General features: G+C 69.0%; 23 protein-coding genes. 11 read left to right on the forward strand and 12 right to left on the reverse strand.

Features of this window, described 5'->3' with window-relative positions; genetic code table 11:
* Window positions 1–7: 7 nt before the first annotated feature.
* Together ACFORO_RS18050 and ACFORO_RS18055 are read left to right on the forward strand one after the other, a co-directional pair.
* Window positions 8–802, forward strand: a complete 795-nt coding sequence (locus ACFORO_RS18050) for an HAD-IIA family hydrolase (protein ID WP_116203511.1) — start codon at window positions 8–10, stop codon at window positions 800–802.
* A gap of 37 nt (window positions 803–839) precedes the next feature.
* Window positions 840–1,634 (forward strand): metallophosphoesterase, encoded by a 795-nt coding sequence (locus ACFORO_RS18055; RefSeq protein ID WP_377870980.1) that lies wholly within the window; start codon window positions 840–842, stop codon window positions 1,632–1,634.
* Here ACFORO_RS18055 and ACFORO_RS18060 read toward each other — a convergent pair.
* Complete coding sequence (locus tag ACFORO_RS18060; protein ID WP_377870979.1) at window positions 1,631–2,191, reverse strand: dihydrofolate reductase family protein; 561 nt, start codon at window positions 2,189–2,191, stop codon at window positions 1,631–1,633. The genes ACFORO_RS18055 and ACFORO_RS18060 overlap by 4 nt on opposite strands.
* Before the next feature lie 322 nt (window positions 2,192–2,513).
* Between ACFORO_RS18060 and ACFORO_RS18065 the strand changes: the two genes are divergently transcribed.
* Window positions 2,514–2,714, forward strand: a complete 201-nt coding sequence (locus ACFORO_RS18065; RefSeq protein WP_377870978.1) for a hypothetical protein — start codon at window positions 2,514–2,516, stop codon at window positions 2,712–2,714.
* A 27-nt stretch (window positions 2,715–2,741) separates the two neighbouring features.
* Here the strand turns inward: ACFORO_RS18065 and ACFORO_RS18070 are convergent, their stop codons facing one another.
* From ACFORO_RS18070 to ACFORO_RS18080, 3 genes are read right to left on the reverse strand one after another with little or no spacing between them, the layout of a single operon-like run.
* Window positions 2,742–3,113 carry a YccF domain-containing protein gene (locus ACFORO_RS18070; RefSeq protein WP_354750607.1) on the reverse strand — a complete coding sequence of 124 codons (372 nt, stop codon included), beginning with the start codon at window positions 3,111–3,113 and terminating at the stop codon, window positions 2,742–2,744.
* The gene (locus ACFORO_RS18075; protein ID WP_377870977.1) at window positions 3,113–3,877 is read right to left on the reverse strand and encodes a PhzF family phenazine biosynthesis protein; all 765 of its coding nucleotides are present in this window, start codon (window positions 3,875–3,877) and stop codon (window positions 3,113–3,115) included. The genes ACFORO_RS18070 and ACFORO_RS18075 overlap by 1 nt, the downstream gene beginning before the upstream one ends.
* A 56-nt stretch (window positions 3,878–3,933) precedes the next feature.
* Window positions 3,934–4,692 carry an ESX secretion-associated protein EspG gene (locus tag ACFORO_RS18080; RefSeq protein ID WP_377896587.1) on the reverse strand — a complete coding sequence of 253 codons (759 nt, stop codon included), beginning with the start codon at window positions 4,690–4,692 and terminating at the stop codon, window positions 3,934–3,936.
* A gap of 142 nt (window positions 4,693–4,834) precedes the next feature.
* Between ACFORO_RS18080 and ACFORO_RS18085 the strand changes: the two genes are divergently transcribed.
* Window positions 4,835–6,493 (forward strand): AMP-binding protein, encoded by a 1,659-nt coding sequence (locus tag ACFORO_RS18085; protein ID WP_377870975.1) that lies wholly within the window; start codon window positions 4,835–4,837, stop codon window positions 6,491–6,493.
* Between the two features lie 43 nt (window positions 6,494–6,536).
* On the opposite strand, the gene ACFORO_RS18090 is transcribed toward ACFORO_RS18085, so the two are convergent.
* Both ACFORO_RS18090 and ACFORO_RS18095 read right to left on the reverse strand, forming a co-directional pair.
* Window positions 6,537–7,508: a R2-like ligand-binding oxidase gene (locus tag ACFORO_RS18090; protein WP_344264812.1), complete on the reverse strand. Its 972-nt coding sequence runs from the start codon at window positions 7,506–7,508 to the stop codon at window positions 6,537–6,539.
* Window positions 7,505–8,116 (reverse strand): TetR/AcrR family transcriptional regulator, encoded by a 612-nt coding sequence (locus ACFORO_RS18095; protein ID WP_377870974.1) that lies wholly within the window; start codon window positions 8,114–8,116, stop codon window positions 7,505–7,507. Before ACFORO_RS18095 ends, ACFORO_RS18090 begins: the two co-directional genes overlap by 4 nt.
* 107 nt (window positions 8,117–8,223) lie before the next feature.
* Between ACFORO_RS18095 and ACFORO_RS18100 the strand changes: the two genes are divergently transcribed.
* Complete coding sequence (locus ACFORO_RS18100; protein WP_354750613.1) at window positions 8,224–8,844, forward strand: HAD family hydrolase; 621 nt, start codon at window positions 8,224–8,226, stop codon at window positions 8,842–8,844.
* A gap of 18 nt (window positions 8,845–8,862) precedes the next feature.
* Here the strand turns inward: ACFORO_RS18100 and ACFORO_RS18105 are convergent, their stop codons facing one another.
* Complete coding sequence (locus ACFORO_RS18105) at window positions 8,863–9,090, reverse strand: hypothetical protein (RefSeq protein ID WP_037807785.1); 228 nt, start codon at window positions 9,088–9,090, stop codon at window positions 8,863–8,865.
* Window positions 9,091–9,220: 130 nt separating this feature from the next.
* On the opposite strand from ACFORO_RS18105, the gene ACFORO_RS18110 reads away from it, so the two are divergent.
* A complete protein-coding gene (locus tag ACFORO_RS18110; RefSeq protein ID WP_240601315.1) occupies window positions 9,221–9,607 on the forward strand; it encodes a cold-shock protein in 387 nt (128 codons plus the stop codon).
* A 212-nt stretch (window positions 9,608–9,819) separates the two neighbouring features.
* Here ACFORO_RS18110 and ACFORO_RS18115 read toward each other — a convergent pair whose 3' ends face one another.
* From ACFORO_RS18115 to ACFORO_RS18125, 3 genes are read right to left on the reverse strand one after another with little or no spacing between them, the layout of a single operon-like run.
* Window positions 9,820–10,296, reverse strand: a complete 477-nt coding sequence (locus tag ACFORO_RS18115; protein WP_354750601.1) for a DUF2771 family protein — start codon at window positions 10,294–10,296, stop codon at window positions 9,820–9,822.
* Window positions 10,297–10,305: 9 nt separating this feature from the next.
* A complete protein-coding gene (locus ACFORO_RS18120) occupies window positions 10,306–12,312 on the reverse strand; it encodes an MFS transporter (RefSeq protein WP_377870973.1) in 2,007 nt (668 codons plus the stop codon).
* A gap of 38 nt (window positions 12,313–12,350) precedes the next feature.
* Window positions 12,351–13,124, reverse strand: a complete 774-nt coding sequence (locus tag ACFORO_RS18125) for a glutaminyl-peptide cyclotransferase (RefSeq protein WP_377870972.1) — start codon at window positions 13,122–13,124, stop codon at window positions 12,351–12,353.
* 51 nt (window positions 13,125–13,175) lie between these two features.
* On the opposite strand from ACFORO_RS18125, the gene ACFORO_RS18130 reads away from it, so the two are divergent.
* Window positions 13,176–14,462 (forward strand): DUF3027 domain-containing protein, encoded by a 1,287-nt coding sequence (locus ACFORO_RS18130; protein WP_377870971.1) that lies wholly within the window; start codon window positions 13,176–13,178, stop codon window positions 14,460–14,462.
* Window positions 14,459–17,251, forward strand: a complete 2,793-nt coding sequence (locus ACFORO_RS18135; RefSeq protein ID WP_377870970.1) for a sacsin N-terminal ATP-binding-like domain-containing protein — start codon at window positions 14,459–14,461, stop codon at window positions 17,249–17,251. Before ACFORO_RS18130 ends, ACFORO_RS18135 begins: the two co-directional genes overlap by 4 nt.
* Before the next feature lie 49 nt (window positions 17,252–17,300).
* Here the strand turns inward: ACFORO_RS18135 and ACFORO_RS18140 are convergent, their stop codons facing one another.
* Complete coding sequence (locus ACFORO_RS18140; protein WP_354750612.1) at window positions 17,301–17,528, reverse strand: DUF2530 domain-containing protein; 228 nt, start codon at window positions 17,526–17,528, stop codon at window positions 17,301–17,303.
* Between the two features lie 73 nt (window positions 17,529–17,601).
* Between ACFORO_RS18140 and ACFORO_RS18145 the strand changes: the two genes are divergently transcribed.
* The 3 genes from ACFORO_RS18145 (at window position 17,602) to ACFORO_RS18155 (ending at window position 20,973) form a co-directional block, all read left to right on the forward strand.
* Window positions 17,602–19,065 (forward strand): NCS2 family permease, encoded by a 1,464-nt coding sequence (locus ACFORO_RS18145; protein WP_354750597.1) that lies wholly within the window; start codon window positions 17,602–17,604, stop codon window positions 19,063–19,065.
* Between the two features lie 43 nt (window positions 19,066–19,108).
* Window positions 19,109–19,540 (forward strand): MarR family winged helix-turn-helix transcriptional regulator, encoded by a 432-nt coding sequence (locus tag ACFORO_RS18150; RefSeq protein WP_037807762.1) that lies wholly within the window; start codon window positions 19,109–19,111, stop codon window positions 19,538–19,540.
* A 176-nt stretch (window positions 19,541–19,716) separates the two neighbouring features.
* Complete coding sequence (locus ACFORO_RS18155) at window positions 19,717–20,973, forward strand: MFS transporter (RefSeq protein ID WP_354750596.1); 1,257 nt, start codon at window positions 19,717–19,719, stop codon at window positions 20,971–20,973.
* 293 nt (window positions 20,974–21,266) lie between these two features.
* Here the strand turns inward: ACFORO_RS18155 and ACFORO_RS18160 are convergent, their stop codons facing one another.
* Window positions 21,267–22,073 carry an arylamine N-acetyltransferase family protein gene (locus ACFORO_RS18160; RefSeq protein WP_354750595.1) on the reverse strand — a complete coding sequence of 269 codons (807 nt, stop codon included), beginning with the start codon at window positions 22,071–22,073 and terminating at the stop codon, window positions 21,267–21,269.
* Between the last annotated feature and the right edge of the window lie 151 nt (window positions 22,074–22,224).

Below are 22,224 nucleotides of genomic sequence, written 5' to 3' on the forward strand. Positions count from 1 at the left end.
TTCGCGCATGAGCGAAGGCCGGTGGACGTATCTCTCCGACATGGACGGTGTGCTGGTCAGGGAGGAACACCTCGTCCCGGGGGCGGACGAGTTCCTCGCCGAACTGAGGAACAACGATATCGACTTTTTGGTGCTCACCAATAACTCGATCTACACCCCGCGCGACTTGCGCGCGCGGTTGCTGCGCACCGGTTTGGACATTCCGGAGGAGTCCATCTGGACCTCGGCGCTGGCCACCTCGAAGTTCCTCGCCTCGCAGCGGCCGAACGGCTCGGCGTTCGTGATCGGCGAGGCCGGGCTCACCACGGCGCTGCACGAGGTCGGCTACGTGCTGACCGAACGCGACCCGGACTACGTCGTGCTCGGCGAGACCCGCACGTACAGCTTCAGCGCGATCACCCGCGCGATCCGGCTGATCGAGGGCGGTGCGAAGTTCATCGCGACCAACCCGGACGCGACCGGCCCGAGCGTCGAGGGCTCGATGCCCGCCACCGGGTCCGTCGCGGCGCTGATCGAGCGGGCCACCGGCCGCTCGCCGTATTACGTCGGCAAGCCGAACCCGCTGATGATGCGCTCGGCGCTGCGCCGGCTGGGCGCGCATTCGGAGTCGACGCTCATGATCGGCGACCGGATGGACACCGACGTGCACTCCGGGATCGAGGCCGGGCTGCAGACCATCCTGGTGCTCACCGGCATCTCGAACGAGGAGTCGGTGGAGAACTACCCGTACCGGCCGACGAAGGTGATCGGCTCGGTCGCCGACCTGATCGGGCGAACGCTCGACCCGTTCGGCGAAGGCTGACCGCCCACCGCCCGGGATCAGGGCATATCGTCGAGCGATGAGCGTCTATGTGGTGGGCGACGTCCACGGGCACCGGGACGCCCTGGTTGACGCACTGCGCGCCGAGGGCCTTGTCGACAGCGACGGCAAGTGGGCCGGCGTCGACGACCGGTTGTGGTTTCTCGGCGACTTCACCGATCGCGGCCCGGACGGCGTCGGGGTGATCGATCTCGTGCGCGAACTGCAGGACCAGGCGGCGCAGGCGGGCGGCTCGGTGCAGATGCTGCTCGGCAACCACGAGATACTGCTGCTGGGGATGTACCACTTCGGCGACCGCCCGGTGCCGTCCGACTTCGGGCCGCGCAGTTTCGCGCGCAGCTGGGAGATCAACGGCGGCCTGCTGTCGGACCAGGACCGGCTCACCCCCGAGCACATCGAATGGCTCACCGAGCGCCCGCTGGTCGCGGTCGACGAGGACCATCTGCTGCTGCACTCGGACACCCTCGAGTACCTCGACTGGGGCGAGGACCTCGACGCCGTCAACGCCACCGCGCACGACATTCTCTCCGGCAGCAACATCGAGGCCTGGTGGGACGTGTGGCGCCGGATGACCACCCGGTACGCCTTCCGCGGCCCGGACGGCGAGGAGAACGCGGACCGCCTCCTCGACGCGCTGGGCGGTTCGCGGATCGTCCACGGCCACAGCGTGATCGCCGACCAGCTGGGCATCCACCCGACGCAGATCGAGGGCCCGTACCTCTACGCGGGCGGGAAAGCCCTTGGCATCGACGGCGGCCTGTTCGTCGGCGGGCCGTGTCTCGTGGTGAAGCTGCCCTTCGAGCCGGAGGATTAGCCCGCCGGGGCGTACCGAAGTTCGAGAATCCCGGACGGGAAGGCCGTGCTCTTCACCAGCCGCAGCCGCCGGGCCTCGTCCAGTTCCGGGAACAGGGCCGCGCCCTTGCCGGTGACGGCGGGGAGCACCCACAGCCGGTACTCGTCCACCACGCCGAGCTTGATCAGCGAGTGCAGGAATTCGGTGCCGCCCGCGGCGACGAGATCCTTGCCGGGCTCGGCTTTGAGCTTGGCGATCTCCTCCGCGAGGTCGCCGCTGGCGATGCGGGTCTCGGGCCAGTCCGCGGTGGTCAGGGTTCTGGAGAACACGACCTTGGGGATCGTGTTCATGGCCTTGGCCGAGGGATGGCCAGAGGTGGGCCAGAAGCCCGCCATGGCCTCGTAAGTGGTGCGGCCCATGAGGAAAGCCCCGGCGTCCCACAGCTGGTCGACGAAGTATTCCTCCTGTTCGGGGTCGTCGGTCGCCATCATGACGTCGCGGATGCCGTTGTCGGCGTCGGCGCTCTTGCCGTCGATCGAGACGTAGAAACCCAGGACCAGCTTGCGTGTGGTTGTCATGCGTCGTAGCTTGCTGCCGATGATTTGAGTTGTCAAGACAAAATTATTTTTCGGATGGTATTCGAGGGAGACGGCTGGTCGGCGACCGGAAGGCGGCGGAGTCTGGAGGTCGTGCCTGTCTGGCAGATCGCGACCTCGAGCGCGGCCGGATCGCTGCTCGGCGTGTTCGCCGGAGTCGTGGCGACGACTCGGACACAGAGACGGCACTGGGCGCGCGAAAAGCTCACCGAGGCATGCCGGAGATCATCCAAAAGGCGGCGCGAGTCCAGCGCGCATTCCTGCGGCGGGGGGAGGGCGGAGCCGAGCCGATCGACTGGGTGGTGTGGAACCAGGCCTTGTCCAGTCTCTGGCTGCGGATCTCGCCGCGTGGCGCCGCGCCAGGGACACCATGGAGTCCGACCGGCTCGCCTTCATCAACTACGCGCGAAGCGGAGCCCTGAACGCGAAACTGGCGATTCGCACGCCACTGAACTCCCGGCCGGACGTCGACCGGCACGAGCCCGGCGAACAGCCGGGCCCGTGACCGTCGCGGGTCGGGCGAAGGCGGACCTCACGCGTCCACGATCTCCTTGCCGAGCGGCATCAGCGAGATCGGGATCATCTTGAAGTTGGCCAGTCCCAGCGGGATGCCGATGATCGTGATGCACTGCAGCACCCCGGTGATCAGGTGGCCGATGCTGAGCCACAGCCCGGCGACCAGGAACCAGATCACGTTGCCGACGAACGAGCCGACCCCGGCCTCGCGGCGGTCGACCACCGTCCGGCCGAACGGCCACAGCGCGTAGTTCGCGATCCGGAACGACGCGATGCCGAACGGGATCGTGACGATCAGGACGCAGCAGATGACTCCGGCCAGCAGGTAGCCCAGCGCCATCCAGAAACCGGCGAGGACCAGCCAGATCACGTTGAGAATCAGTCGCATCAGACGTACAGCTCACCGCTCGCTACGGTGACGGCCTGGCCGCGCAGCAGCACGCGGTCGTCGCGGACTTCGGTGCGCACGGTCCCGCCTCGGGCGGACATCTGCTGTCCGACGAGGGTGGTTTTGCCCAGCTGCCCGGCCCAGTACGGGGCGAGCGAGCAGTGCGCGGAACCGGTGACGGGATCCTCGTCGACGCCTACGCCGGGGCCGAAGAACCGGCTGACGAAGTCGTCGCCCTGCGCGGTGATGATGAGCCGTCCGGTCCAGGTGGCGCGGAGGGCGTCGAGGTCCGGCTGCGAGTGCTGGACCGCTTCGGCGCTTTCGAGCACCACGAAGAAGTTCTCGCGCGCCCGGCCGGTGAACTTCGCGGGCAGGTCGAGGATGCGGGAGAGGTCTTCGCCGGTCTCGACGGGCGGGTCGGCGGGGAAGTCCATCTCGATCCAGCCGTCGGCCTTAGTGCAGGTCAGCTCGCCGCTGAGAGTGTCGTAAACCTGGTGCCCGCCAAGGACATGCGTGACGGCGATGGTGGCGTGCCCGCAGAGCGAGACCTCGTCGGTCGGCGTGAACCAGCGGAGCGACTTCGCCCCTTCTGCGGTGTTGACGACGAAGGCGGTCTCGGAGTGCTTCATCTCCGCCGCGACCTGCTGCATCCACCCGGCGTCCGCGGGCTGCTCGAGCACGACGACACCCGCCGGGTTGCCGGCGAAGGCTTGGTCGGTGAAGGCGTCGACTAGGTGGAATTCGTTCTGGGCACTCGGGTCCATGAAGCCGATCCTGCCCCGCTGAGCGGGCGGGGGCATCGGGGATTAGCCCTGAATTCTCAGCGCACGCCCTCGTCGATGGTCTCCAGCAGCCATTTCCGCAGGTGCGCGCCCGTCGAAGGCGTGAAGTGCAGCCGGAACCCGCCGTCGGACAACGGTTCCGAAAACGTCAGGTACCGCCCGCCGTCGGTGTCCACGAACGTCGCCGTCGAGACCGGGCGCAGCGTGCCTTGCCCTGGCCGCAGCGAAAGTTCCACGGTTCCGTGCCGGTGCAACGGCCACTGCGAGTACCCCGCCAGCGCGTCGCGGTCCTGGCGCGAGGGGGCCGGAGCCGGGGCGTTGCGTTTCGGCTCCGGGGCTTGGGTGATCGCCACCGGGGAAACGGGCAGCGCCGGATAAGGCGGGAACATGCTCAGCACCAGATCCACCAGCCGCTCCGGCCGGACCTGCTGGAAGCGGAGCCCGTCGTCGACCTGTTCCGAGAACACGCCGAGACCCTCGCCGATGCAGGCGCGATACAGCACCGTCCCGGACGGCAGTTCGGCCGCGCGCACGATGATCAGCACGTCCGGCCTCGTCCAGGCGCGCAGGGTCGCCTCGACGTCCCGGTCGAGTTTCTCCGCGTCGGCGAGGCCCCGGCCGCGCAGCGCGTTCCACGCTTCTTCGGCCAGCCGGTTGTGCTCGGTCATCGTCGCGCCCGCGCTGCGGATCTCGAACGGATGCCACGACGCGGGCAGTCCGGTGCGCCGCACCGCCACGTCGGTCTCGGTCCAGCCCAGGGAAAATTCCTCTGGCAACGTCCCAGTCCCCTCGTGCACGAAACAACCCGCACCGAGGGTAGCGGAACACGCACGACGATCAGCCGCTCGTGCGCGCGCACCCCATAACGAGGGTGGCGGAAAGGTCCGAAATCAAGCTTAGACTCACGCTCGTCGAAGAAGACCGCCACGGGAGGCCCCCATGCCTGACGCGCCTGCACTGCCGAGTTACGCCTCCGGGACCTCCAGCGTCCCCCTGCTCGGCGACACGATCGGGGACAATTTCGACCGCACCGTGGCCGCGTTCGGCGACCGGGACGCGCTCGTCGACCGCGAAGCAGGCGCCCGCTGGACCTACCGCGAACTCGCCGCCGAGGTCGACACCCTCGCGCACGGGCTGCTGGCGTCCGGCATCGGCAAGGGCGACCGGGTCGGCATCTGGTCGCCGAACCGGGCGGAATGGACGTTTCTCCAGTACGCGACGGCGAAAATCGGCGCGATCCTGGTCAACATCAACCCGGCCTACCGTTCGCACGAACTGCAGTACGTCCTCAACCAGGCGGGCATCCGGATGCTCGTCGCGGCGGACAAGTTCAAGACGTCCGACTACGCCGCGATGATCGAGGAGGTCCGGCCGAACTGCCCCGGCGTCGAGGCGGTCGTGCTGCTCGGCACTTCGTCGTGGACCGAGCTGATGGACTCCGGCCGCGGCGGCGACCCGGCGCGGCTCGCGCAACTGCAGGCCGGGCTGTCCGCGGACGACCCGATCAACATCCAGTACACGAGCGGCACCACCGGCTTCCCCAAAGGCGCGACGCTCAGCCACCACAACATCCTCAACAACGGCTATTTCGTCGGCGAGCTGTGCAATTACACCGAGGAGGACCGGGTGTGCATCCCGGTGCCCTTCTACCACTGCTTCGGCATGGTGATGGGCAACCTCGCGTGCACCAGCCACGGTTCGTGCATGGTCATCCCGGCCCCGGCGTTCGACCCGAAGGCGACGCTCGCCGCCGTCGCCGCCGAACGCTGCACGTCGCTCTACGGCGTGCCGACGATGTTCATCGCCGAGCTGAACCACCCGGAGTTCGAGACGTTCGACCTCGGCTCGCTGCGCACCGGCATCATGGCCGGGTCGCCGTGCCCGGTCGAGGTGATGAAGCAGGTCATCGACCGGATGGGGATGACTGAAGTGTCCATTTGCTACGGCATGACCGAGACGTCGCCGGTGTCCACGCAGACCCGGGCCGACGATTCGGTGGAGCGCCGGGTGTCCACTGTGGGCCGTGTCGGCCCGCATCTGGAGTCCAAAGTGGTCGATCCGGAAACCGGGCTGACCGTGCCGCGCGGCACTCCGGGCGAATTGTGCACCCGCGGCTATTCGGTGATGCTCGGCTATTGGGAGGAATCGGAAAAGACCGCCGAGGCGATCGACGCCGCGCGCTGGATGCACACCGGCGACCTCGCGATCATGGACGACGAGGGCTACATCAACATCACCGGCCGGATCAAGGACATGGTGATCCGCGGCGGCGAGAACATTTACCCGCGCGAGATCGAGGAATTCCTCTACACGCACCCGGATGTGCTGGACGCACAGGTGATCGGCGTGCCGGACGTCAAGTACGGCGAGGAATTGATGGCCTGGATCCGCATGCGTGAGGGCGCGGAGGCGCTGACCACGGAAGCGGTGCGCGAGTTCTGCCAGGGCAAGTTGGCGCATTACAAGATCCCGCGCTACATCCACGTGGTGGAGGAATTCCCGATGACGGTGACCGGGAAGGTGCGCAAGGTGGAAATGCGTCAGCAGTCGGTGACCTTGCTGGGATTGGAACAGGCGGCGTCACAGAAACACGCGTGACGTATTCCGGCGGCCGTCCGATGTGGACGGCCGCCGGTCTGTGTCAGGCGGAGGCGGCCGCGGCGGCTTCGGCGAGTGCCTTTTCGTCTTCCTCGCCGAAGGTGTCCTCGAGCTGCTCGGGCGAGTAGTCGAGGTCGATCTGCTCGACCGGCGTGCCCCGCGCGGATTCGATCGCACCGAGGCGGCGCTGGGCGCGGTCGGCGGCGTACTGGATCAATTCCTCGGGGTCGTTGTCGAACGGGACTTCCTCGAACTGGTCCTGCACCCACTGGATCATGCCGAGCGCGTGCGGCAGCAGTTCGCCCATGCGTTCCTGCACGGCGTCCCACATCGCGTCGTCCGCGGCGACGTGCCGGCGGCAGGTGAACGTGCCCCACGCCATGTGGCGGCGTTCGTCGTCGCCGATGCGGCGCACCAATTCCTGCATTCCCGGCAGGATCTGGTTCTGCGTGCAGATCAGCTGCCACGAGTAATACCCGGTGAGCGCGAGGCTGCCTTCGATCACGTGGTTGTACGTCACGCTCGCGCGGATCTGGTTGAGCGGGCTGGGATCGGCCTCCAGCGCGCGCAGCGACTGCGGCAGTTCCTCGTAGAAAAGCTTGCGGTAGTGCGGGTTTTCCGCGACGTAGGGGTGCAGGTCGTCGTCCAGTCCGACGGCGTCCATCCAGCGCCGGAAGACCTCGACGTGCTTGGCCTCCTCGAAACAGAACTGCGTCAGGTACATCTCGTCGCCGAACCTGCCGGTGGACGACATCGCGCGCATGAACGGCTGGATGTCCTCGGTCACCGCCTCCTCGCCCGCGATGAACTGCGCCACGAGGTAGGTGGTGGAGCGCTGCTGTTCGGGCGTCAGGCTTTCCCAGCCCGCGCGTTCCTGGCTGAAGTCGAGGTCCGCCGGGTTCCAGAACTTCTTGTTGCCCTTGACGAACAGCCGCAACGGGAACGAGTCCCAGTTCAGCCCGCCCTTGCGCAGGGACGAGAACCCGCTGCGCAGCTCCGGAAGCGTCTCGGTCATGACTGGCCCTCTCGTTTCACTCCATTGTGGACGAATTGGTCGATGGCGGGGGCGAGCACCGCGAGGACCGACTCGGCGGCCTCGGACGCGGTGTGCGTCGGCAGCACCAGGTGGCTCAGCGACAGCCGGACCACAGTCTCGGCGAGCAGCGCGGCGGCTTCCGGCGTGAGCCGGGGTTCGAGCGCGAGGTACTGCTGTGTCGCGAGTTCGGCCGACGCGGTGAGGATCGGTTCGCCGCGCGAGGTCAGCAGGGGCAGCAGATCCTCGCCGGCCTCGGTGCCGAGCGCCGCCGCGATCAGCCGGTTCTCCCTGGCGTGTTCGATCGTGTAGACGACCGCGCCGCGGATGCCCGTGAGCAAACTCTCGGCGTCCTCGAACCGGCAGCGGATGCCGTCGAGGAATTCCGCCGCGACGCGCAGCGCGACGGACTGGGTGAGCGCCGCCTTGCTGCCGAACTCGTTGTAGACCGTCTGCCTGCTGACCCCGGCTTTCGCTGCCACGTCGGCCATTCGGAGGCCCTGGTGGCCGCGGTCCGGGAGCAGATCCGCGGCCGCGTCCAGCAGCGTCTCGCGAAGCGTCGCCTTGGTCCGCTCGGTGAAGCTGGTCACACCGCCAGCTTGACACAGACTGAATCTGTGTCAAGAACCTTTACCTGGATGGTGCACGTGTACAAATGCCCGCCGGAATGTCGGTGCGGACAGCTACCGTGTGGGACGTGGGCATCACGGTGGGGTTCGACCTCGACATGACATTGATCGACCCGCGGCCGGGCATGGTCGCGGCGATGAACGCGCTGGGAAAGAAGTCCGGGCTGCCGTTCGACGGAGAGGCGTTCGCCGCGAACCTCGGGCCGCCGCTCGACCAGGCGCTGCGCGATTTCGGCGCGCCGGAGGACCGGATCCCTGAGCTGATCTGGCAGTTCCGCGAGCTGTACCCGGAGACGGTCGTGCCGAGCACGGTCGCGCTGCCGGGCGCGGCCGAGGCGCTGGAGGCGGTCCGGGCGGCGGGCGGGCGGACGCTCGTGGTCACCGGCAAATACGGGCCCAACGCGCAGATGCACCTCGACGCGCTGGGGATGAAGGTCGACGACCTGGTGGGCGAGCTGTGGTCCACGCAGAAGGCGGCGGCCCTGCTGGAACACGGAGCGCGGGCGTACGTCGGCGATCACCTCGGCGATGTGCGGGGCGCGCGGGCGGCCAACGCGGTGTCGGTGGGCGTGGCGACCGGGCCGTGCACCCGGGAGGAACTGGCCGCCGAGGGCGCGGACGTGGTGTTCGATTCCCTGGTCGAATTCCCGGAGTGGTTTGCCAGGACGTTCGTGGAGACCGCGGTCTGATCGGGCGGTAAGCCCAGCTCAGCCGTGCTTCCCGGCGCGGGCTTCCTGGATCAGGGCGATCAGCCCGAGCAGCAGGCCGAGCGGGGTGATCACCCCGGCGGCCGCGCTGAGCCACACCGGCAGGTTTTCGAGTCCGGCGGCGAACAGCACGAACACCGTCGCCACGGCGAGCATGCCGATGGCGAACAGGCCGATGCCGAGCCGCATGAGGATCGGTTTGCCGGTCTGCTTCGCTGCGTTCTCCATGGGGTGAGAGTAACGGGACTATCCGCTTCTCCCCAGCGCCTGTGGCGAGATACGCTTGTCGGACGCGCGCCTCGAGATCGCTCGGGGCGCGTTCGTCGTGACCTGCACAGCAGAAGGACTGGTGAGGGAAGTGCCGACCGGCAAGGTCAAGTGGTACGACGCGGAGAAGGGGTTCGGCTTCGTCACTCAAGACGGCGGCGCCGACGTCTACATCCGCAAGGCCGCGCTGCCGCAGGGCGTCGAGGGCCTGAAGGCCGGACAGCGGCTCGAGTTCGGCGTGGCCGACGGCAGGCGCGGGCCGCAGGCGCTCTCCGTCCGGCTGCTGGACCCGCCGCCGTCGGTCGCCGAGGCGCGCCGCCGTCCCGCGGAGGAGCTGCACGGCCTCGTCGAGGACATGATCAAGCTGCTGGAGCTGAAGGTCCAGCCGGATCTGCGGCGCAACCGGTACCCGGATCGCAAGAACACGAAGCAGATCGCGGAGATCATGCGTGCGGTCGCGCGCGACCTCGACCCGTGATCGGCAGTCCCGTCGCCGTGGTGATCCAGGCGTCCGCGAAACGCCGATTCTTCGCCGCCTGACTGGTTCCTGTTGTACGTGAGGGGAACCCTGAGGGAATCAGATTCCCTCAGGGTTCCCCTCACGTACAACGACCCTGGGCCGCCACCAGCCAGCTCGGGCCTGCGAGGTCCTTCGACCTCGGCAGCCGCGCGCGTCGTGGCCGCTTGGGCTCAGGCAGGCTGGACCTGCAGCGACCACAGCGCCGTCGTGACCGCTTCGGCGTCGTTCGGGTCGCCGGTGCGGCTGATCACCGAGGCCTGCGCGATCTCGACCACCACGATCTGGTCGTCCTTCGCGGGCGGGGTCGCGGTGTAGGCGTAGCGGTCGCGGGAGGTGATGATGTCCTCCTTGAGCGGCTGCGGCTCGCCCTTGCCGTTCACGTACTGCACGGTGACTTTCCAGGGCGTCTCGGCGATTTCCTTCGGCACCGAGATCTGCACCGACCGGCCGGGGCGCACCTTGAGCTTGCCCGTCGCGCCGGGGTTGGCCGAGCAGACGCCGGATTTGATGTCGCAGTTGCCGATCGGGGCGACGTTGATCGTGTGCCCGTCACCGTAGAAAGTCACCTCGGCCGGGCCGGGCGCGGAACAGCCGGCCACCGCGAAACCACCGGCCGCGAGCACGGCCATCACCCGGGAACGTCGCATGGCCCGAGATTACCGGCGGCCTCGCGCGGGCCCCGGAGCGGGGAAGCTGCCGGTCGGCTCTGGGCGCAATGGGCGATTGCCGCCGAGGCCGGGCAGGAGCGAACCGCCGCGCTGCACCAGGAAAGTCTGCGCCAGACCGACTGCCAGCAACAGGGTCACGGTGAGGAAGCCGATCCAGTACGTGGGCGGCAGCAGCAGCCCGACCGCGCCGCCGAAGCACCACGACAGCTGCAGCACCGTCTCCGAACGCCCGAACGCCGACGCGCGCGACTGTTCCGGCAGATCCTCCTGGATCACCGCGTCGAGGCTGATTTTCGCCAGCGCACTGGCCGTCGCGCCGATGAGACCCACGATCGCCGCCGTGGCGAGGCCGGGCAGCAGCGTCGCGATCAACGTCGTCACGACACAGGCCGCCACGCAGGCCACGATTACCTGGTCCGCCGAACCGAAGTGCAGCCGCGACCCCAGCGCGTTGCCGACGAATCCGCCGACGCCCGCCGCCGCGCCGATGATGCCCAGCAACAGCAGCTGCACGAACGGACTGTGCCCGGCGTGTTCGGTCTGCGCCTTCACCGCGAAGGCCGCGAACATCATCAGGAACCCGGTCAGCACGCGGACGGAACCGTTGCCCCACAAAGCAACGACGATGTGCCGTCCCATCGGCTGGCGCTGCCGCTTCTGTTTCGGCTCCGGCCGCGCGGACAGCGACGTCGGGACCTCGCCCTCGGTCACCTCGACCCACGACGGGATCCGCATCGACTGCACGGCCGCGGCCACACAGATCACGGCGGTGAACCACAGCGCGCCGGAGGAGTTGCTGAGGCCGCTCACGCCGCTGGCCAGCGCGCCGAACACGCCGCCCGCGATCAGGCCGAACACGGTGATCCGCGCGTTGGTCTTCGACAGCGTGATCTCCGGCGGCACCACGCGCGGCGTGACCGCGGCCTTCAGCACGGTGAACGACTTCGACAGCACCATCATCCCGAGCGCCGCCGGGTACAGCAGCCAGTCGTCGAAATGCAGCGCCATCACCACGGCCATCAGGCCCTGTCCGATCGACGAGACGCACATCGCGAGCCGCCTGCCGCGCTGGATCCGGTCCAGCGCCGGGCCGATCACCGGCGCGACGAGCGCGAACGGCGCGATCGTGATCAGCAGGTACAGCGCGACCTTGCCCTTGCTCTCGCCGCTGGTCGCGGCGAAGAACAGCGTGTTGGCCAGCGCGATCGCCATCGCGGCGTCGCTGGCGTAGTTCAGCATCACCGCGTACATCAGCGAGGTGAGACCGGACTTGTCCGCGCCGTCCGCCTTGGTGGCGCGCTGGAACGCGCCGACCGCCTTCCCGCTCAGCTGACGGCTGCGCAGCGCGGCGACCCGCGTGACGGTGAGCTTCTTCGGCAGCTTCGGAACCGAGCCCGCACCGGCGACCGCGGTGGTGTTGAAGCCTTCGTCCTGCTCGTCCTCGACCCGGGGCTCGCCCGCGTAACCGCCGGTGTCGTAGTGCTCGTAGCCGGCGCTGCCGGGACGGTCGTCGTACGGCCGCGGGTGGACGGGCTCGGTGCGGTGCTCGCGCGGCGGGTACGGCCGGGCGCCGCGCGAAGGCGGCGGTGGCGGACGGTGTCCCATCGGGACCGCGCCGGGCGCTTCTTCGGCGTTCTGCTGGAACGGCGGCGCGTCGTCGTAGAACGCGCTGCGCGGCTCCGGCCGTCCGGGATAGCCGCGGGGAGGACGCTGATCGACGTGCTCGGTCCGCGGTTCAGCTGGGCGGCCGCGGGGCGGTTCCGGCGGAATGCGCTCCGGCCGGGCCCTCGGCGGTTCCGGCGCGTACTGCGGCGGAGCCTGGCGAACGCGCTGGTCAACGGACTGATCGACCCGGGTCGGCGGGGTGTCGCGCCACGAACGGGCCTGCGCCGCGCCCGGCTCGGGAGTCCAGCGGCGCTTCTTCTTCCCACGGCCTTTGCCCGACTGCCCGCCGAGGGGGCTGTCGGAACCGGAGCGCGAGCTGAAGAGTGCCACGGTTCAATCCTGCCTCATCGGGGTCCCGCCCCGCCCGCTCACGTGCCGGTTCGCTGATTTTCCGGGACGAACTTCACGCGGAACGACGACGGCCACAGCTTCCCGGTGAGCAGGAATTCGTCCGTGCCGGGGACCGCGGCGATGCCGTTGAGCACGTCCTCGCCGGGGCGGGTCGGCGTGCGGAGCCGGCTGGCGTCGATCTTCGCGGTGATCCGTCCGGTATTGGCGTCGATGCGCAGGATGGTGCCGGTCTGCCAAACGTTTGCGTAGACGGTGTCGCCGACGCACTCCAGCTCGTTCAGCTGATCCTGGCCGACCTCGACGGAACCGGTGACCGCAAACGTTTGCGGATCACGGAACGTGAGCTGCGACGACCCATTGCTCATCACCAGCCGTCCGTTGGGCTGGTGGCAGAGACCCCAGCCCTCGCCGTCGTAATGGACGCGCCGCAGTTCGGCGAGCGTCCGGGAGTCGCGCTCGATGGCGATTCCGTCGCGCCAGGTCAGCTGCCACAGCTTCGGCCCGAGCACCGTGATGCCCTCGGCGAACAACGGCGAGGGAACTGTCACCTGTTTGGCTGGCGTTCCGCCGGCCGGGCCAGCGGTGAGTGAGGACTGCCCTTCGAGGCCGCGACTCTCGTACAGCGTGCCGCCGGAGTACTCGAGCCCTTCGGTGAAGGCGGTCGAGTCGTGCGGCAGCGTCCCGAGCACCTGGACGGTGAGCCGTTCGGGCTGGGCGGGCGTGGCTTGAGTGCCCGCGCATCCGCCGAGCAGGGCAGCGGCCACCAGGGGCCAGACGATCCGGGTTCGCACGAGGAACAGCCTGGCACGGGCGGCGCGGATGCGTGCGGCACAATTGGGGGCATGACGCTGCTGTTGACCCTGGACGACGGCTCTCTCCACCGGAAGCTCGCGGACGCCGCGGCGGACGCGCGGGAGGCCGTGCTGGCGGAAGCCCCCGCTGAACAGGTCGGCGAGCACGTCGGGGTGGAGCGCGAGGACGCGGTTTCCGCGAGCCACCTTTTCGAGGCGTCGGTGCCCGGGTACCGGGGCTGGCGCTGGTCGGTCACCGTCGCGGTGGCCGGGCCGGACGAGCCGGTCACGGTGAGCGAGCTGGTGCTGCAGCCGGGCCCCGAGGCCTTGGTCGCGCCCGCCTGGGTGCCGTGGGAGCAGCGGGTGCGCGCGGGCGACCTCGGCGTCGGCGACCTGTTCCCCGCGGACAAGGACGACCCGCGCCTCTCGCCCGCGTACCTCCAGTCGGACGACCCGGCCGTCGAGGAAGCGGCCCACGAGGTCGGCCTCGGCCGGGTGCAGGTCCTCTCGCGCTACGGCCGGTCCGACGCGGCCGCCCGCTGGCACGGCGGCGAGTTCGGCCCGCGCTCGGACATGGCCCGGAGCGCGCCCGCGACCTGCGGGACCTGTGGTTTCTTCGTGCCGCTGGCGGGTTCGCTGCGCGGGGCGTTCGGTGCGTGCACGAACGACATCGCGCCCGCGGACGGGCATGTCGTGGACGTGGCTTACGGGTGCGGGGCGCACTCGGAGGTGCGGGTCGAGGTGACCTCCTCGGTCCCGGTCGCGGAACTGGTTTACGACGACTCGCTGATCGACTTCACGCCGGTTCCGGAGGCTGCTCCTGAGCCGGAGGTGGTCGCGGACCCGGTCGTAGTCGAGGAAGCGGCGGCTGCTGCGGCTGAGGAGACGGCCTCGGTGGCGGCGGTGGAGCCCGAGACGGCCGCGGAAGTGGCTGTTGAGGAGGCTGCGGCTGCGGAGGCAGTTTCGGACGAGGTCGAGACTTCGGACGCGACTGAAACTTCGGACGCGGTTGAGCCGGTCGAGCCGGTCGAGAACGCGGCTGCCGAGCCGGTTGCCGCTGAGGAATCTGCTGCCGACGCTGCCGCGGAGCCAGTTGCCGCGGAGACCGCGACGGCGGATGCGGCCGCGGACACCACGGCTGACGTGCCCGCCGAGACCGAGACTGAGGCTGAGGCTGCGGATGCGGTGAAGGCGCCGGTCGAGGATGCGGGCGTCGTCGAGGGTTCGGCGGCGGGTACTGCTGCTGAGGTTGTCGTCGAGTCGGTCGCACCGGACGCTGCTCCGGCCGACGGCGAAGAGCGGCACGGCGACTCCGACGGGAGCGATGTCCTCCGGTGAGCGAAGTCCCTGGGGGAGCGGCTGATCCTTTCGGGACAGCTCGCTTGCGGGAAGCGGTCCTGAGCGCCTGGCGCGACTCGCCTACCCGCTTCATAGAGGACACCAACTCCGAACGTGACCTTCGCGTCGGCGCGTATCGCGATCGGTTGTTCGTCGAGCTGGCGCAGAACGCCGCCGACGCCGCGCAGATCGCCGGTGCGCCGGGGCGGATCCGAGTGTCCGTTGTGGACGGTGAGCTGCGGTTCGCGAACACTGGTGCGCCGTTGGACGTCCGCGGGGTCGAATCGCTGGCTTCGTTGCGGGCGTCGGCCAAGGAGGGGACCGTCGGGCGGTTCGGGGTCGGGTTCGCGGCTGTTCTCACGGTCACGGACGAGCCTCGTGTCATTTCCGCTACCGGCGGGGTTGCGTTTTCGGCGCAGCGCACGCGGGAGGAATCCGGGCGGGACGGCGACGTTCCGGTGTTGCGGCTGCCGTTTCCCATTACGGAACAGCCGGGCGACGGGTTTGCCACCGAGGTGCGGTTGCCGCTCAAGGAATCCGGGAGAGAGCTGCTCAACGGGCTGGCGAACGAGATCGGGGATCTCTTGCTGGCGCTCCCTTGGCTCGCTGAGGCCGAAGTGGACGGTCGCAAGTGGACTCGGAGCGGCGAGGAGATCGTTGAGATCACTTCGCCGAGCGGGCATCAGCGGTGGCTGAAGCGCGGCGTCTGGGCGATTCCGGTTGACGCTGAAGGGGTGCCGCGGCCGCTTGAGGAAGATTTGCTGCACGCGCCGACGCCGACCGACGAGGGGCTTTCGCTTCCGGCTCGGTTGATCGCGGAAGTGCCGTTGGAGCCGTCTCGGCGGCGGGTGCTTCCCGGGGAAGAACTCACTCGGGCGTTGGAGAAGGCGGCTGGTGAGTACGTCGGGCTGGTTTGGGCGGTCAAAGCAGAGCATCGACCAGCATTGGTTCCTGCCGCAGGGTTTCCGCAGTCCACTGTGGACGCGAAGCTGAAAGAGCTGGTGTACGCCGAACTCGCGCGGGAACCCTGGCTGGCCACAGTGGACGGTCAGGAAGTCTCGGGGCAGCGGGCTCGGGTGCTCGACATCGACGGGCTGGCTCCGTTGCTGGCGGACGTCATCCCAGGGCTGGTCGAGGCGAACCCGCGGTTGCTCAAGCCGGTCTCCGCGAACATCCTCAGCATCGGCGACGTTCTTGAGGTCCTGACTGGCATCGATCGCGAACCCGACTGGTGGCAGAAGCTGTACGCGGCGCTGGCGGTCGCGGTCGAAAGTCATGCGCTCAGCGCGAATCAGCTGGACGGGTTGCCGGTTCCGTTGTCGGACGGGCGGACGCTGCCGGGTGTCAAGGGTGCGCTGCTCGTCGACGGCAGCAGCGAGCTTCGCGAACTTCTGTCCGATGTGGACGTTCCAGGACTCCGGCTGGTGCATCCGGGTGCGGCGCATCAATTGCTGGAACTGTTGGGAGCCAAGCACGCTGACGCGCGCCAGCTGCTCGAAGCGGAACAGCTGCAGTACGCGGTAGAGCACAGTGTCACCGACGTTCAGTCCGGTTTGGACGGAATGAACCTCGCCGGTGCGGTACTCCGGCTGGTCGCGGATTGCGGCAACCAGGCGCCGGAGTGGATCGGCGCGCTGGCGCTGCCCTCGGAGGACGGCTGGCGGCGCGCGGACGAGCTGATGCTGCCGACGTCGCCGTTGCTGGAAGTGATCGACCCCGAGGTGTTCGAGCCCGGTGGCGCGCTTTCCGTGCTGGACGAGGAATTCGTCGAGGACTGGCCGACCGAAACGCTCGTCGCGGCGAAGGTGCTTGACTCGTTCGCGGTCGTGCTGGACGAGGAGCCGCACGAACCTGATCACCACCTGCCGGACGAAGAGCAGTGGTGGGATTCGTTCGAGCAGCCGCCGACGACGGTGGTGTCCATTCGGGACCTCGACCTCGTCGCGGACGACGCCTGGCCCGACGCGCTCCGGCTGATCGCGGCGCGTCCGGAAACGTGGCAGGCGCTGCACAGTCCGGACGGTCACGCGGGCTGGTGGCTCGCGCGCTACGCCCTGCTGGCCGGGGAGGCACCCGGCGCGTGGCGGCTCGCTTCGGCGACCGCGCTGGCGGGGCTGTACGACCCGGTGCCGGATCTTGAGCTGAGTGACGAGCTGCTCCGCGCGGTCGGTGTCCGGACCGGGCTGGATCTGGAGACCGCGGAAGACGTCACCGATCTGCTCGAAAGGCTCGGCGATGCGCAACGCACGCCGACGCCGGGGCTAATCGCCCGTGCGCACGCGGCGTTGGTGGCCGCGCCGATCGCCGTGTCCGACGTCGACGCGCCAGCACGAGTCCGCGCGGCGGACGGGAGCGTCGTCGAGGAAGCCGTGGTGCTGGACGTGCCGTGGGTCGCGGCGGCGCTCGAACCGGCCAGGATCCTGGTCGCGCCGGTCGAGCCGGAGCGGTTGGCGGAGCTTCTCGACGTCCCGGTCGCGAGCAGTCTCAAGGCCGAGGTCGCGAGCACTGGCGAGTACGTCGCGTGGGCGGATCTGCCTGCCCTCGCGCTCGCGGCGGATCAGCTCGGCATCCCGCTGCCGGACGGTGGCGTGCTGCTGCACGATCCGCTCACCGTGACGGTCGACGGCGAACCGGCCGAGGTGCCATGGTGGTCCGACGACCGGCTGCACGCGGCCGACACGTCCGAGGGGCTGGCGCGCGCCTTCGCCTGGGCGAGCGACCACTGGGGCGAGCGCTACCGCATCACCGCGCTGCTGGAAGACCCCGCGCCGCGCACCCTGCTGAACTGACGTCGTGAGTGCTGATCCCGGTGAGAACCGCGATCAGCGCACACGAGCTCTAAAGCCGCTGCGCCGACTTGGACCCGCGCCGAGCCGCCGCGCGCTGCCAAAAAATGATCCCGAACCCGATCCCCCCGAGCACAATCCCGGCGACACAGGTCTGTAACCAGACGCCCCCGCTGGTGAAGAACAGCACCACGAGCGCGACAAGCCAGAGCGCAGTACCTACGATCACCACCGGCGTCAGGTCGGTGAGCCGCTTCGGCAGGTCCGGCGTGTGCCGCAAGGCAGCCGGGGCACTGGTCGGTTCTTCCACGACCCAGAGCTTACCCCGGGCGAACAGCGAGACAGGCGGGGAAATGGCGGAGCAGCGCGAACGGGCCGGGTCCACTCTGGACCGCTTCTTCCGGATCAGCGAACGCGGGTCGAGCACCGGGCGGGAGATCCGCGGCGGCGTGGTCACGTTCGTGACGATGGCCTACATCGTGGTCCTCAACCCGCTGATCATCGGCAGTTTCGCCGCCGACACCCCGTCCGCGCACAAGGACGTGCTCGGCCACATCCTCCCGGTCCCGCAGGTCGCGGCCGTGACCGCGCTGGTCGCCGGCGTGCTGACGATCCTGATGGGCCTCGTCGCGAACTACCCGTTCGGCATCGCCACCGGGCTCGGCATCAACAGCCTGCTCGCCGTCACCATCGCGCCGCAGATGAGCTGGCCGGAGGCGATGGGCCTGGTGGTCATCGAGGGCGTGATCATCGTCCTGCTCGTGCTCACCGGCTTCCGCACCGCGGTGTTCCGCGCCGTGCCGCCCGCGCTCAAATCCGCGATCGCGGTCGGCATCGGGCTGTTCATCTGCCTGATCGGCCTGGTCGACGCCGGGTTCGTGCGCCGGCTGCCGGACGACGCGCACACCACGGTGCCGGTCGGGCTCGGCATCGGCGGCTCCATCGCCTCGTGGCCGACCGCGGTGTTCGTCGTCGGACTGCTGCTCACCGCGGTTCTCGTGGCCAAGCGCGTCAAGGGTGCGATCCTGATCGGCGTGCTCGGCTCGACCGTGCTGGCGATCGTGGTCGAGGCGATCGTGAAGGCCGGGCCGTCGAACGGCACCGACCCGAAGGGCTGGAACCTCGGCTACCCGGCGCTGCCGGGCAAGGTCATCGGACTCCCGGACCTGTCGCTGGTCGGCGACGTGTCGTTCGGCGCGTGGACCCGGCTGCCGATCATCACCGTGGTGCTGCTCGTCTTCACCCTCGTCCTCGCGGACTTCTTCGACGCCATGGGCACGATGACCGGCCTCGGCAAGGAAGCGGGACTGGTCGGCAAGGACGGCCAGCTGCCGAACGTCGGCAAGGCGCTGTTCGTCGAGGGCCTCGCGGGCGCGGCCGGCGGGTTCGGCTCGGCCAGCTCGAACACGGTCTTCGTGGAATCCGCGTCCGGCATCGCGGAGGGCGCGCGGACCGGCCTGGCGAACGTCGTGACCGGGCTGCTGTTCATCGCCGCGATGTTCCTGACCCCGCTGTACCAGGTGGTGCCGGTCGAGGCGGCCGCTCCGGCGCTGGTCGTAGTCGGCGCGCTGATGATGGCGCAGGTCCGCGACATCGACTTCACCGATTTCAAGATCGCGCTGCCCGCGTTCCTGACCATCGTCGTCATGCCGTTCACCTATTCGATCGCCAACGGCATCGGCGCCGGATTCGTCAGCTACGTCGTGATCCAGGCGGTCACCGGCAAGGCCAGGAAGGTGCACCCGCTGATGTGGGTGATCGCGGTGGCGTTCGTCGCGTACTTCGCCGTCGGGCCGATCGAGGCCGCGCTCAGCTGACTGGCGTAGACCGGCGGCGCAGGTCGTGAGGTATGCTAACTATATGTCCGGCGACCCGCACGAGCGTTCCTTGGCGAGCCGCTTGCGTCTCGCGGTGGTGCGGCTCAATCGCAGGCTCCGGGCACAGCGGGTGGCTGACGACGTGTCGCTCACGCAGATCGCGGCGTTGTCCACCCTGCACAAGTGCGGCCCGCTGACCCCAGGTCAGCTCGCCGCGAAGGAAGGCGTCCAGCCGCCCTCGATGACGAGGGTCATCGCCGCGCTCGAGGAGATGGGGTTCGTCGAGCGCAGGCCGCACCCGACCGACGGCCGCCAGGCCATCGTCGAGCTGTCCGACGACGGGCTCACGTTCGTGCGCAAGGCCATCTCGGTGCGGGAGGCGTGGCTGGACCGGCAATTGGCCGAACTCGGCGAGGAAGAGCTCGAAGTGCTCTCCCGAGCCGCGGAGATCATCGACAGGATGGCGGGGAACTAGCACAGGTGACCACCACGGGTAGCGAAACAGGATGTCCGGCCCAATCCACTGCTACCCGGGACACGGCACCGCCGCCGTCCGGCTCCGCTCCACCCGGCGCCCCCGCCCCGGCCGGGAAATCGTCTTCCGGCCCGGAAACCACCCCGGAATCGCCGGAAACCAAGACCCGCCGCACGATGTTTTCGTCGCTGCGCGTGCGGAACTACCGGTTGTTCTTCAGCGGCCAGGTCATCTCGAACATCGGCACCTGGATGCAGCGCATCGCACAGGACTGGCTGGTGTTCACGCTGTCGGGCAACGACCCGGTGGCGCTCGGCGTCGCGGTCGCGCTGCAGTTCATCCCGACGCTGCTGCTGTCGCTGTGGGCGGGCGTGCTCGCCGACCGCGTCGACAAGCGCAAGCTGCTGATGCTCATCCAGGCGGTGAACTGCCTGCAGGCCGTGCTGCTCGGCGTGCTCGACCTGACCGGCGTGGCCCAGTTGTGGCACGTCTACCTGCTCTGCGTGATGCTCGGGACGACCTCGGCGATCGAGGTGCCGACGCGGCAGTCGTTCGTCGCCGAGATGGTCGGCCGCGACCAGGTGGCGAACGCCGTCGCGCTGAACTCGTCGATCTTCAACATGGCGCGCATCGTCGGCCCGGCCATCGCCGGGTTCGCGATCACCTGGGTCGGCACCGGCTGGCTGTTCATCGCGAACGCGGCGAGCACGCTCGCGGTGATCACCGGGGTCGCGCTGATGAACCCGGCGAAACTGTTCCGCGGCCCGGCGATCCCGCGCGCCAAGGGCCAGCTGATGGAGGGTCTGCGCTACGTGCGCGGACGGCCGGATCTGGTGACCGTGATGGTGCTGATGTTCTTCGTCAGCACGTTCGGCATCACCTACTTCACGTCGCTGCCGATCGTCGCCGCGAACGTCTTCCACACCCAAGCCGACGGCTACGGCCTGCTGTCCACACTCGTCGCGGTCGGCACTTTCACCGGTGCTCTGGCTTCGGCGAGACGCGGGGTGAAGAGCCAGCCGAGGGTGCGGTTGATGCTGGTGTCCGCGGCGCTGCTCGGGGTGTTCGAGTTCGCCACCGCGTTCATGCCGACGTACCTGGCGTTCGGAATCGGGCTGATCCCGCTCGGCTTCGCCACGATCACGTTCCTGAACACGGCGAACGCGCTGGTGCAGACGTCGGTGTCGCCGGAGATGCGCGGCCGCGTGATGGGCATTTACGTGCTGGTGCTGATCGGCGGAAACCCGATCGGCGGGCCGATGACCGGCTGGATGGCCGACGCGTTCGGCGGCCGGTCGCCGTTCTACATCGGCGGCGCGATTTCGGCGATCGCGGCGGTGGTGTGCGCGGTGGTGCTGATCCGGCGCGGGGGCGTCCGGCTGCCCCGGCGGCTCGGCAACGGCCTGCGGATCCTGCCCCGGGAACGGGTCTGACCTGCGGTAATGGCTGTCAGGGCCAGTGGAGACCGCCAAAAGTTGTCACTCGGGAGGGTGAGACTGAGGTCTCCGCTGGGACGGTCTTGCTTCCGCCGGTGAGGTTAGGCTAACCTCATACATGTCCGCTTCGTGGTGGGAGCGGCAGTCAGTTCGGGAACGGACAGAGCCCCGCAACCTGGGAACCCCGGGATGCGGGGCTCTGTTCATGGTCAGGGGGCGCGGCGGATGGGGCAAGGGCGTTCAGCAAGTGGGTCGTGAGTGTTCATCGCGGTTCTCACCGCGACAAGCACTCACGACGTAGTCAGCGCGTCGCCAGAGGCCCCGAGCGGATGCTCGCCCGGCCGCACCGGCAACCGACGCAGCCGGAGCCCGAAGTACACGTGATACGCCAACCGCACGGCCTCGTCGTTCGGCAGCAGCACCTCGTTCCGCACGCCGTCCACCGTCTCGATCAGCCGGTCGCCGGACAGCGTCACCCGGCCTTGGGCGGTCGGGCGGGAGCAGGTCAGGGTCTGAGTGAAGTGCGACTGCGGCGACGTCGACTGCCACCACGCCATCGGCCCGAAGTCCGACAGCTGCCGCGGGCGGCGCTCCAGGCGGTACTCGGGCTTGCCGTCGCGCAGGACGTCCACGTCGCCGTACGGGGCATCCAGGAGCAGGTAGTCGCCCTCGGGGTCGCTCTGCGGCTCGACCGCGGACAGCGCCAGCGGTTGCCGGCTGAACTTGCCGAAGCCGACGTCGACCAGGTACTGCTCGTCGTCGAGTTGGACGAGGATGGCGGCGTGGTCCAGCGGCGGGCCGGGCACGCCGGCGTCGTTGAAGACGCGAGCCGCGTGCAGCGTCGCGGCGAAGCCCAGCTCTCGCAGCAGGGCGACGAAAAGACCGTTCAGCTCGTAGCAGAATCCGCCCCGCCGGCGGCGCACGAGCTTGTCGAAGAGTGCTTCTTCGGTGAGTTCGACGGGTTCCCCGAGGTGCACGCTCAGGTTCTCGAACGGGACGTGCATCAGGTGTCGTTCCTGCAGTTGGCGCAGTGCGGCCAGGTCTGCCGCCGGAGGCACCGGCAGATCCAGGCGAGCGAGGTAGGCGTCGACGTCCATGGGTTCCACTCTCACACCTCCAGTGCACTTCAGGTCAAGCGAAATAAAGGGGCCCGGCCATCGCGAGGCCGGGCCCCTTGGGGCGCTGCGGGCCTCAGCCGAGCAGGAGGCCGTTGCCGCCGGCGACGGCGTTGTCGAAGCGCTTGGAGAT

It is taken from the genome of Amycolatopsis halotolerans, assembly GCF_042647905.1.
Lineage (GTDB): Bacteria > Actinomycetota > Actinomycetes > Mycobacteriales > Pseudonocardiaceae > Amycolatopsis > Amycolatopsis halotolerans.